We start from the raw sequence: 11,991 nt of genomic DNA on the forward strand, positions 1-11,991 counted from the left end.
ACGCCCTCTTTAGAAAGAGGGCGTTTTTTTATGCTTTTATCAAAGGCCTTATGAAAGTTTTGCCAAGGCTTTTTTCATGCGTGCCATGGCCTCTACCAGGTTCTCGTCCGAGGTAGCAAATGAGATACGGATGCAGTCCGGATCGCCAAAAGATTCGCCCGGAACCGTGCCAATGTGTCCCTCGTTAAGCAGGTACAAAGCCAGGTCGTTCGAAGTGTTGATGGTATGTCCATTGTATTTCTTTCCGAAATACGAGCTAATTCTTGGAAAAGCATAGAAAGCACCTTCAGGATTGGTCACTTCAACACCGGGCATTTCACTTAAAAGTTTAATCACAAGGTCTTTTCTGCGTTTGAAAGAAACAAGCATCTCCTTCACACAACTCTGGTCGGCATTTAAGGCATGGGCTGCAGCTACTTGTGCCATAGTGGCAGGACCTGTTAAAAGCTGCCCCTGCAGTTTAATTACAGCTTTGGCAACCCATACAGGGGCACCAATATAACCAATCCTGTAACCGGTCATGGCATAGGCTTTCGATACGCCATTGATTACTACCACCCTGTCCTTAATGGCGTCAAACTGTGCAATCGATTCGTGTTTACCTACAAAGTTGATGTGTTCATATATTTCGTCGGTAATCACAAATACGTTTTTATGTTTTTCAATCACTTTTGCAATGGCAGCAAGCTCTTCTTTGCTGTATACACTTCCGGTTGGGTTAGAGGGGGAACAAAGAAGGAGGGCTTTGGTCTTAGGGGTAATGGCGGCTTCGATTTGTTCAGGAGTTACCTTGAAATCGTTCTCAAAGGCACCTTTAATGATTACATTCACGCCTTCTGCAAGAGTTACAAGTTCTACATAGGTAACCCAATAAGGCGATGGCACTATTACCTCGTCGCCCTTGTCAATAAGTGCTAAAATTACCTGCGCCAGTGAGTTCTTGGCTCCGGCAGATACCACTACCTGATCGGGGGAATAATCGAGGTTATTTTCGCGTTTGAATTTTTGCGATACGGCTTTAAGCAATTCCGGTATTCCGGGTGCCGGCGGATAAAATGACTGGTTGTTGTCGATGGCATCTTTGGCAGCCTTCTTAATGTGATCGGGGGTATTAAAATCCGGTTCACCAACGCTGAGGTTTATCACATCAATACCTTTGGCTTTTAAATCGCGTGTGGCCTGGTTCATGGCCATTGTTGCCGAGGGTGCCATTGCACTAATCCGTGCTGCTACTTTTTCCATATCTGTATATCAATTTTTAGGTTAATTTTTTCAGGCTTAAAGTTTAATCTCTTGCGCGAAGGTTTTGTTCTGAAAAGAAAAATATTTCATTCCCTGGGCAAAAATACAGTATTTTTCATAACGCATGGCTTTGGGTTTATGTTTAAAAGAAAAAAGCCTTGTTTTTTATTACAAGGCTTTTTTGGCTACAGGAAAAATATTTACTAAAGCAATTCGATGCTTCGTTTTACAAATTTCGAAAGGTCTTCTCCTTTAAGCATGTTATTGGCCAGTAAAGCCAGGTCGATGATTTGTTTTACCATCTGGCTCTCTTTGCCGAATTTAGATAGTTGTTTTTCCTTTTTATCAGTAAGCTCTTTAATCTTTTTCTCCAATTCGGCTAAGCGGTCTTTATCGGCCTGGCCTATTTCTTCAGCCTTTTTATCTTTATTGGCAGTATCCAAATCGGCTTTGTTGGCTTTAATGGAGTTGAGTTTGTCCTCTACTTTTAAAAGCTCTGCACCTGTTTTTTCGGCCAATTGTTCGCTAATTTTTAACACCAGAGGATGATTGCCATTGACAACCAGGTTATAGCTGTCTGGCAATGAACCATAAAAATTCATGCCTCCCCCAAGTGCAGACATATCTTTCATACGGCGCATAAATTCGCTCTGCGTAATGGTTACCGGGCTATCGTTTTCCGACATACCTTCGAACATAACCAAAAAATTGGCTTTTTCGGGTAAATGACTTCTGAAAACTGGTGTAAGCCAGTCTTGTTGTTGTGCCGATAGCTTAATTTCTGTACTGGCTTCTTTTTCAATTAGCTTGTCTACCACATCGGAATCAACCCTTACAAAGCGGCTTTCTTTAAATTTCTGCTCGAGACTGTTTATATAATGGGCATCGAACTGCCCATCCATTAGCAACACATCATAACCTTTGTTTTTTGCCGCTTCGATAAATGTAAACTGAGCTTCGGCATCGGTGGCATAGAGGTAAATAAGGCTCTTGTGCTTATCGGTCTGGTTTTCTTTTATCTTTTGCTCATATTCTTCAAAAGTGAAATATTTGGCATCGGTGTTTTTGAATAGGGCAAATTTTTCTGCCTTTTCGTAGAATTTTTCATCCGAAATCATTCCATAGGCAATAAACAACTTCAAATCGTCCCATTTACTTTCGAATTGCTCACGGTCTTTTTTGAAAATATCCTGCAACCGGTCGGCTACTTTTTTAGTGATATGATTGGATATCTTTTTTACATTCGAATCGCTTTGCAGGTAACTGCGCGATACATTCAACGGAATGTCAGGTGAATCTATCACTCCATGTAAAAGGGTCAGGAACTCCGGCACAATGCCTTCTACCGCATCGGTTACAAATACCTGGTTACTATAGAGCTGAATTTTATTGCGTTGTACCTCAAAATTGTTTTTAATCTTTGGGAAATAGAGAATACCCGTTAAGTTGAAGGGATAATCTACATTCAGGTGAATATGAAACAGTGGCTCGTCGGTAAAGGGATAGAGGTCGTTGTAAAACTTGTTGTATTCCTCTTCCTTGAGGTCGGCTGGTTTTCTGGTCCACAAGGGGTTGGTTTCGTTAATAACCCTGTCCTTTTCGAGTTCAACTTCTTTCCCGTCCTTCCATTCGGTTTCTTTACCAAAAGCTATTTCCACCGGCAGGAAACGACAGTATTTTTTGAGAAGATTTTCAATACGATTTTTCTCGAGAAATTCTTTTGAATCTTTATCGATGTATAAAATTATCTCAGTACCGCGTGTTTCTTTTTCTGCACTTTCCAGCGTGTATTCAGGCGATCCGTCGCAGCTCCATTTAACCGCTTTGGCACCATCCTGGTATGATCGTGTGATGAGTTCTACACGGTCAGACACCATAAAGGACGAATAAAAGCCAAGGCCAAAATGCCCAATGATTGCGTTTGCCTTGTCTTTGTATTTTTCCAGAAAATCTTCGGCGCTCGAAAAAGCAATCTGGTTGATGTATTTCATCACTTCTTCTTCAGTCATACCAATACCCGCATCGGAAATGGTAAGCGTTCCTGCATTGCTGTCGAGTGTAATCCTGATGGTTAAATCATTAAGCTCACCTTTATAATCGCCGGTATTGGCAAGGGTTTTAAGTTTTTGTGTGGCATCTACTGCATTCGAAACCAGCTCGCGCAGGAAAATCTCGTGATCGGAATACAGGAACTTTTTAATAATTGGAAAAATGTTCTCGGTGGTAACACCAATAGTACCCTTTGACATAGTATTTATTTTTATAGTTTATTCTGGCGCGCTTCTTTTCAAAGGGCGTGCCACCTCTGGGACTGTGACAAAGAGGCAGGAAAAAGAGAACAACGGATAACTAAAACTGAAAAAATATCAGAATGTCGGAAGTATATCGGTTTTATGTTTCCAGATTCCTTCCTCGAAAACCAGGCCATCGAAAGAAAGGTCGGGTCCATAAAATTGAAATTGTCCTTCGAGCGATAGTTTCGCTGGCGATAGATGGTCGAAAACAATCATCCGGTCGGCTTTGCTGTATCGCAGCATCATCTGGGCGCGCTCGTTGTACTCAAAAATCAGGCGGTTATGCGGCTTACCATCATAAAAAATAGCCTTCGGCTCAAAGAAAGGTAAGCCCTCCACGGAAAATCCGAGCACTTCGATCAACTTGCGGTTCGAAAGTAAATGGTTGAAATCATAACCCAGCAAAGTGAAATACTCCTTACCCTTGTAGCGTGTCGAAACAATCTCGTAATACAGGGCACCAGGCCAGAAAAGGCTGGTGGCTTGTCCTTGTGGGCTTTTGTTTATGAAACCAGGTTCTTCAATAAATAGGGTGCTTTTATACCTTTTTTCTTCCTTCAGATAATACTGGGCAATACAAAAGTAATGATGATATCCTTCGGGTTGCGGAATATTCCATGAGTAGATGATCAGCTTCTTGTCTATCGAAGCAATGCGGCCAATAAAAGGGAGTGAATCGAAATTGAATTGCTCAGAACCGGGTGAAGAAACCACCTGAAACAGCGAATCTCTGAATACAAGCTCTGCTTGTTGCTTTTCCGGGCCGTCCGTTTCCTGCAACTGAACATACAACAACTTAAGCATGCGCTGCCTGGATGCAAAATAGATACTATCTGCCAGTTGGGCTGTGGAGATTGACAAGAAATAAAATAGCGAAAACAGCAATAAAATAAACCTGTGCATAAGTAAGTATGATGCCTTAGTTAGTATAACTAAAAAGCCACTGATTTATTTTACGATCAGGTTGATATCGCCCATTAATTTGTCTTTGTAAGACTTGCCAATGGGAATAGTCTTATTGCCTTCTTTGGTGTTTATAATAATTGAATTGTCTTCGATGATATTTATGCTGCGTGTATTGACGATAAACGAACGGTGTACCCGGGTGAACATATTAGAGGGTAATTTTTGTTCGATCGACTTCATTGTAAAGTGAATGGTGTATTTATCGTTGAATGTGTTAAAAATCACATAGTTTTCAAGGGCTTCTATCCACAATATCTGTTCGTATTTCAGGCGTACAAGCGCTGAATTTTTCTTGATAAAGATTTCGTCGTCTTTGGAATCGACTTTGGTTTTAAAACGCACATTGGCCTTGTTAATTGCCTTGAAAAAGCGGCTGTAGGTGACAGGTTTTAAAAGGTAGTCTGTCACATCGTAATTGAAAGCCTCGAGGGCATACTTTTCTTTCGATGAAACTATGATAATCTGAGGTGGGTTCTGAAGCGTATCCAAAAAATCGATTCCACTCATTTCCGGCATCTCGATATCGAGGAAGATTAAATCCACATCTTCTCCCGTATTAAATGCATTGATGGCATCAACGGCATTTTCGTATGAGTTTAGAAGGTTCAATTGTTCGGTACGACCTACAAACTCTTCAATTACGCGCCTCGACATTAAGTCGTCATCAATAATAATACAATTCATATTATTTTTGTTTCATCTGTATATATTCCATCAGTAAGGTCAGACTAAAAACTATCTCTTTAGTTTGTTTGCATGTTAGATTTGCAAGCAAAATGTGGTTCATCAATCTGAATTTATACTTCGTCAATCAAAAACTCAAATATATAAAAATTCTGAGATATCAGACTTAAAAATAATTCACAGGCTAAATTGTTATTCTTCAGTATGCTTGCTAAAATAATGGCGTATAATTCCATCGGCATCTTTTATAGCATTCTTGTACCATTGGAGTAGAATTTCCTGCTGCTCCAACAAATTGAGTTGCCAGTCTATGTGATTATCCATGCGAAGTCGCTTACAAAGATTGTTTAAGACAATTGCTGCAGAAACCGAAATGTTCAGGCTTTCGGTAAAACCAAACATGGGAATGGTGAGGTATTCGTCGGCAGAGTCCAGAACCTCGGGACTTAGTCCATGGTGCTCGTTGCCAAAGAAGAAGGCAGCCTTTCCCTTTTCTAAATCAAATGCATCGAGGTTTACCTGGCTATGGTGCGGGGTAGTTGCCACAATTCTGTATCCCTTTTCCCTTAACTGTTTCAGGGCTTCGCTTGTATTGTTTTTGTGCTGGTTGTATCGGTAGATATTAAGCCATTGATGCGAACCCAAGGCCACATCGGGGTTAATACGGTAATTATTGTTGTTTTCGATAATATGCAAATCCTGAATTCCAAAACATTCGCAGGAGCGTATTACAGCACTTGCATTTTGAGCTTGGTAAATGTTTTCGAGCACCACCGTAAGGTAGCGGGTTCGAAAATCAATAACTCTTTTAAAGAGTTCAATCTTGTGTTCGCTTACAAAGCCACTCAGGTATTCAATCAGAGGGGTAATCATTTGTATGGGAGCCTAGAGGATTATGGTAAAAAAAAAGGGAGCGCAATGGCTCCCTCTTCTAAATCTTTAGGGCAAACTAGTTAACAACTTCACCCAGTTCGCTACCAGCTTTGAATTTTACAACTTTCTTGGCTGAGATTTTAATTTCTTTACCTGTTTGAGGGTTTCTTCCAGTTCTGGCGCTTCTTTCAGCAACAGAGAAAGATCCAAAACCAACTAAAGCAACACGGTCACCTTTTTTAAGGGCTGCGGTTGTAGTTGAAATAAATGCATCAAGAGCTTTTTTTGCGTCAGCTTTTGTAAGACCAGCAGTGCCAGCGATTGCATCGATTAATTCTGCTTTGTTCATGTTAAACAAATTTAGGGTTAGTAATATTTTTTTACAGAAGTAAATGTATTTACAAATATAGACTTTTTAGCATGCCCAGCAAATTTAGAACTACTTTTTTCGCCCGCCAGCGTAAGATTTCCGTCCTTTTTATGCTTTTTCAATGTTCATTTCTTTTGATTTTTAGCTTCCTGAGGGTTGAATAGTGTACAATTCATGTTCGTTGTAAGATGTTGATATACAAATTGTAACCCGCTGTAGAAAGGAAAAGAACGCTCTGGTCAAGGGCTTGCTGATTAAGGTCTTTTGGCTGTTAATAATTTTTCTTTCCAAAAGGCTTGTATTTACTGGCTTTTTTTGGTTTTTGCGCCAAAATTTTAACTCAGCGATTTATTATACACCTGGCTTTGAGATTTTTTCGGGAAGTGCTTGAGAGAATAAAAAAAAGTACTACTTTTGCGCCCGGAGAAATGGCAGAGCGGTCGAATGCGGCGGTCTTGAAAACCGTTGTACCGCAAGGTACCGGGGGTTCGAATCCCTCTTTCTCCGCCAAGAATAAAAAACCCGGCTTAAAAATGAGCCGGGTTTTTTTATTTTTCTTGTTGAAGTAGCCTTCAATGCAAATTGTAACTTTCTATTACTTTTGGCAGAATCCTGCTTATTGCGCTTTCGTTTAATTGCTTCAGGAAAATCAAGAAGTCTGGTCCTGGAAATTTTGCAATTGGTAGAATTTTGAATATTCGCCTCCGAGTGCCAGTAGCTTGTCGTGCTTCCCTCTTTCTACTATCTCCCCTTCGCGTAAAACCACTATTTCATCGGCATGCACAATGGTCGAAAGCCTGTGTGCAATGACTACCGAGGTTCGGTTGGCCATAAGTTTGATCAGGGCATCTTGCACAAAGCGCTCCGATTCGGTATCGAGTGCCGAGGTAGCTTCGTCGAGAATAAGAATGGGTGGGTTTTTTAAAATCGCCCGGGCAATACTTATTCTTTGGCGCTGACCTCCGGACAATTTGGTACCCCGGTCGCCAATATTGGTTTGGTAGCCTTCGGGAGTTAGAAGAATGAATTCATGCGCATTGGCAATCCGGGCTGCTGCGATTACGTCTTCTTCGCGGGCATTGTCTATGCCAAATGCAATGTTATTAAAGATAGTGTCGTTAAAGAGGATGGGATCCTGGTTTACAATTCCCATCAGTTTGCGCAGTTCGTGCAAGCGAATGTCTTTTACATTAATACCATCAATACTGATTTCACCTTGCACTACATCGTAAAAGCGTGGCAGCAAATCGACCATAGTTGATTTACCCGAACCGGATTGGCCTACCAGTGCAATTGTTTTGCCTTTTTCAATGGTGAGGTTGATGTTCTTAAGTACAAATTCTTCACCATAACGGAATGATACATTCCGATATTCGATTTTCTGATTCATTGCAGCATTGGTAATAGCATCGGGCTTGTTTTGTATGGCCGAAGGAGTTTGAAGAATTTTGTCGATGCGCGACATCGAGGCCAGTCCTTTTTGAATGCTGTAAAAGGCAGAAGCAAATGCTTTAGCCGGGTTGATGATATTAAAAAACAGGCCCAGATAGACTATAAACTCTTCAAATTTTATGCTTTCGTCGTTGCTGAGTATTAAGCTTCCTCCGTACCACATCAGTATAACAAATACTGTGGTACCAAGAAATTCGCTGGTTGGACTGGCCGATGCGTGCCTTATCATGAGGGAATTGGCAACTTTGCGAAATTCTTCGTTCTGGCCGCCCTGGCGGCGTTTCATGTATGCTTCGGCATTGAAGCCTTTGATGATACGCAAGCCTCCGATGGTTTCATCGATGGTCGAAAGTATTTCGCCCATTTTGTTTTGGGCCTTTAAAGAAGAACGTTTCAGGGTTTTGCCAATATAGCCAATAAGGGTTCCGGCAATGGGTAGCAATATAAAAATAAACAAAGTCAGTTGCCAGCTGATGAAAATCATCATGGCAATGGTGATTAAAATAATGATCGGGTTCTTGAAGAACATATCGAGCGATGACATCACCGAAAACTCTAATTCTGCCACGTCGCCTGTTGTACGGGCAATAATATCGCCTTTGCGTTCGTCGGAAAAAAAGCCTAAATGCAAATCCAATATTTTGTTGTACATCATGTTGCGTATATCACGCACCACATTGTTTCGTAACAATACCATCGTGACGCTTGCCAGAAATGTAAAGCCTGTCTTTAAGAGTACCAGAAAAATAAGTACAATGCCAATTATGATTAGCGTCTTTTGTTCGCCATATTGAATAGCAAGATCGGAAATAAAGGTGTAGAAATTATTTTTCAATGCATCCGTGGGAATATTCCATGGAATAATCGAGAAGTCTACTGATTGGTATGTGTATACGACCTGGGCTTTGTCGAGCAGTATATTCAAAATTGGAATCATGGTAACCAGAGAAAAAACCCCAAAAATGGCCCCAAAGAAATTCAGGAAGATATTCAGAGCGATCAGCTTTTTGTATGGTGGCAGAAACCGGCCGAAAATTTTTATTGCATCCCTCATAAGGTAATTCCTGTATAATTAAATGGAGTAATTTGCTTTAGCTCTTTTTTAACCTGTTCGTCAATGTCAAGCGATTCGATGAATGTGCTGATTTCCTGTTGTCCGATTTTGCGGTTAGTTCTCGTAAGGTCGCGCAATGCCTCGTAGGGATTTGGATAACCCTCGCGACGAAGAATGGTTTGCAGGGCTTCAGCTACTACAAGCCAGTTGTTCGCTAGGTCACTTTCTATTTTTTCCGGATTAAGAAGGAGTTTCTCCATTCCTTTTCGGAGAGATTTTATTGCAATGAATGTATGCGCCAGGGGTACACCTATGTTTCGCAATACTGTCGAATCGGTTAAATCGCGCTGAAGACGCGAAATCGGCAATTTAGAGGCCATGTGCTCAAAAAGTGCATTGGCAATGCCTAAATTGCCCTCGGCATTTTCGAAGTCGATGGGGTTTACTTTATGCGGCATAGCAGAAGAACCTACCTCGCCGGTTTTTATTTTTTGTTTAAAATAATCCATCGATATGTAAGTCCACATATCGCGGCATAAATCGATAAGTATAGTATTGATTCGTGATATATTCTGGAAGGAGGCAGCCAGGTTGTCATAATGTTCGATCTGGGTAGTGGTCTGAAGCCTGTCGAGACCCAGCACATGGTTTACAAAGGCATTTCCGAATTCTGCCCAGTCGATGTGCGGATAGGCCACACAATGCGCATTGAAGTTGCCGGTAGCACCGCCAAATTTTGCCGAATACGGAAGCTGTCGTAACTGGGCCAGTTGTGTTTTCAGACGCTCCACAAAAACGAAAATCTCTTTTCCTAAACGTGTGGGCGAAGCCGGTTGCCCGTGTGTTCTTGCCAGCATTGGAATATCTTTCCAAAGCTCTGCCAGAGTAATGAGTTCAAGTATGGTTTCTTCCATCAGCGGGAAATAGCCCGATAGAAGCGCCTCTTTGTAGGACAGAGGAACAGCAGTGTTGTTGATATCCTGAGAAGTAAGCCCGAAATGCACAAACTCTTTATAGGCTTGTAGGCCGAGACGGTCGAAATGTTTTTTGATGAAATATTCAACTGCTTTTACATCGTGGTTGGTTGTGCGTTCAATTTCTTTTATTTCCAATGCATCCTCTGCTGAAAAATCGACGTAGAGTTTACGGAGATCTTCAAATTTCTGACGGTCAATGCTTGTAAGCTGTGGGATTTTATATCGGCAAAGGGCAATAAAGTATTCTATCTCAACCCGTACTCTGTATTTTATCAAGCCGAATTCCGAAAGATATACCGCCAGTTCCTCGGCTTTTCCGCGGTATCGTCCGTCAACAGGACTAATGGCTGATAATTCATCCAATTTCATACGCTCCTTATTTTATTTTTCTTGCTGCTGAATTTGTGGCATTAACCCAATTCGTGCAACTTTTAAATCGATCACTGAATAATGTGTGTAATGGTGAACAAGCTGCTTTTTGGGCAAAGGTATGTTCCACTTTTCACAGCCTGCAAAGGTAGAAAAAAAATGGGCGGTTTAAGTTTCGTAATTAAAAAAGCGTTCGTGCCTTTTACTTGTCTTTAAGGTAAAAACGAATGCTTTACTTGCAGGTTCATCGACTTTGCTTAATTTCGTCGTTATAAAATTCTACTATGAAAAATTCCTTTTTCAGACCTTTGGGCATTGCATTGTTCCTGAGTCTGCTCTTTGTTCCTTATTTAAAAGCACAGTCCGACACTTCGACCGTGGTGTATGTGTTCGAAATCATGGACGAAATTGCCAAGCCGGCATGGCGCACTACTCAAAGAGCCATGACAGAGGCCACAGAAATGAATGCCGATTATATTCTTATTCATATCAATACTTATGGCGGACGCGTTGACCTGGCTGATTCCATTCGCACCAAAATAATTAACTCACACATCCCTGTAATGGTATTTATCGATAATCAGGCTATCTCGGCCGGTTCGCTGATATCCATTGCCTGCGACAGCATCTTTATGCGTCCCGGAGGCAGCATAGGGGCAGCTACTGTAGTGAACCAGACGGGCGAGGTAGTACCCGACAAATACCAGTCATTTATGCGTTCTACCATGCGTGCTACTGCCGAGACTCATGGAAAAGACACCCTTATTCAGGGTGAGGATACAGTGTATGTATGGCGACGTGACCCAAAAATTGCCGAGGCTATGGTCGATCCGGCTATTTATATAAAAGGTATTATCGATACCGGTCAGGTATTGACTTTTACTGCCGAAGAAGCCATTCGTAACAATTATTGCGAAGGTCTTGCCGAAAATATCACCAGCTTGTTGGAGAAAAATGGTTTGGCACAGGCAAAGGTTGTTTACTATGAGAAAGACACAACCGAAAAAATAATAGGCTTTTTACTGAGTACAACAGTACAAAGTATTCTCATACTTCTCATTATCGGGGGTATTTATTTTGAACTTCAAGCACCCGGAATAGGATTACCCCTGGGCCTGGCTGTGCTTGGAGCTTTGCTCTATTTTGCCCCGCTTTACTTCGAAGGATTGGCCCAGAACTGGGAAGTGATTGCATTTGTTGTCGGCCTGATACTGCTTGGGGTCGAAGTTTTTGTGCTACCTGGATTTGGCATTGCAGGTATTGCAGGTATTATGCTTGTGCTTGTAGGACTTACCATGAGCCTGGTTGATAATGTTATTTTCGAATTCGAGGGTATCAAAGCATTTAACCGATTGATGGTACATATGGTTCGGATTATATTTACCATACTGGCTGCCTTCGGTTTGTCGCTTTATTTCAGTAAAAAGGTTGGTACTTCGGGCTGGTTCAAAGGTATTGCACTCGAAGCCTCTCAGCCATCGGATCAAGGCTATGTGAGCATCGATATGCACCAGAAAGAAATGGTGGGCAAAACAGGAGAGGCCTTTACTGTACTCAGACCTTCCGGAAAAGTGAGTGTTGACTCCGAATTATTCGATGCAATATCGGAAATAGGCTATATTGATAAAGGACAGGCAGTGAAGGTGATTCGCGAGGAATCTGGCCAGCTCTATGTAGTTAAAGCCTGAAACAACAACTCCTAAAACCCAA

Annotated in this window: 9 protein-coding genes and 1 tRNA gene; 2 read left to right on the forward strand and 8 right to left on the reverse strand. The window is 41.5% G+C overall.

Annotated features, from left to right (window positions below; all coding sequences use genetic code 11):
• Positions 1-48 precede the first annotated feature (48 nt).
• The 6 genes from IPM71_12415 to IPM71_12440 form a co-directional block, all read right to left on the reverse strand.
• The gene (locus IPM71_12415; GenBank protein QQS50378.1) at positions 49-1,242 is read right to left on the reverse strand and encodes a pyridoxal phosphate-dependent aminotransferase; all 1,194 of its coding nucleotides are present in this window, start codon (positions 1,240-1,242) and stop codon (positions 49-51) included.
• Between the two features lie 203 nt (positions 1,243-1,445).
• Positions 1,446-3,491 carry a molecular chaperone HtpG gene (gene htpG / locus IPM71_12420; protein QQS50379.1) on the reverse strand — a complete coding sequence of 682 codons (2,046 nt, stop codon included), beginning with the start codon at positions 3,489-3,491 and terminating at the stop codon, positions 1,446-1,448.
• A 117-nt stretch (positions 3,492-3,608) separates the two neighbouring features.
• Complete coding sequence (locus IPM71_12425; protein ID QQS50380.1) at positions 3,609-4,439, reverse strand: hypothetical protein; 831 nt, start codon at positions 4,437-4,439, stop codon at positions 3,609-3,611.
• A 45-nt stretch (positions 4,440-4,484) separates the two neighbouring features.
• Entirely contained in the window at positions 4,485-5,186 is a 702-nt protein-coding gene (locus IPM71_12430; protein ID QQS50381.1) for a response regulator transcription factor, read from the reverse strand.
• A 192-nt stretch (positions 5,187-5,378) separates the two neighbouring features.
• Positions 5,379-6,059: an RNA methyltransferase gene (locus IPM71_12435; protein ID QQS50382.1), complete on the reverse strand. Its 681-nt coding sequence runs from the start codon at positions 6,057-6,059 to the stop codon at positions 5,379-5,381.
• A 76-nt stretch (positions 6,060-6,135) separates the two neighbouring features.
• On the reverse strand, positions 6,136-6,408 hold the full coding sequence (locus tag IPM71_12440) for an HU family DNA-binding protein (GenBank protein QQS50383.1): 273 nt from the start codon (positions 6,406-6,408) through the stop codon (positions 6,136-6,138).
• A gap of 443 nt (positions 6,409-6,851) precedes the next feature.
• On the opposite strand from IPM71_12440, the gene IPM71_12445 reads away from it, so the two are divergent.
• Positions 6,852-6,939, forward strand: a tRNA-Ser gene (locus IPM71_12445).
• A gap of 139 nt (positions 6,940-7,078) precedes the next feature.
• Here IPM71_12445 and IPM71_12450 read toward each other — a convergent pair.
• Both IPM71_12450 and purB read right to left on the reverse strand, forming a co-directional pair.
• Positions 7,079-8,935 carry an ABC transporter ATP-binding protein gene (locus IPM71_12450; protein ID QQS50384.1) on the reverse strand — a complete coding sequence of 619 codons (1,857 nt, stop codon included), beginning with the start codon at positions 8,933-8,935 and terminating at the stop codon, positions 7,079-7,081.
• On the reverse strand, positions 8,932-10,281 hold the full coding sequence (gene purB / locus IPM71_12455) for an adenylosuccinate lyase (protein ID QQS50385.1): 1,350 nt from the start codon (positions 10,279-10,281) through the stop codon (positions 8,932-8,934). Before purB ends, IPM71_12450 begins: the two co-directional genes overlap by 4 nt.
• Before the next feature lie 284 nt (positions 10,282-10,565).
• On the opposite strand from purB, the gene IPM71_12460 reads away from it, so the two are divergent.
• Positions 10,566-11,969 (forward strand): nodulation protein NfeD, encoded by a 1,404-nt coding sequence (locus IPM71_12460; protein ID QQS50386.1) that lies wholly within the window; start codon positions 10,566-10,568, stop codon positions 11,967-11,969.
• The last annotated feature ends 22 nt before the right edge of the window (positions 11,970-11,991 follow it).

The organism is Bacteroidota bacterium (assembly GCA_016699695.1).
Taxonomy (GTDB): domain Bacteria; phylum Bacteroidota; class Bacteroidia; order Bacteroidales; family UBA10428; genus UBA10428.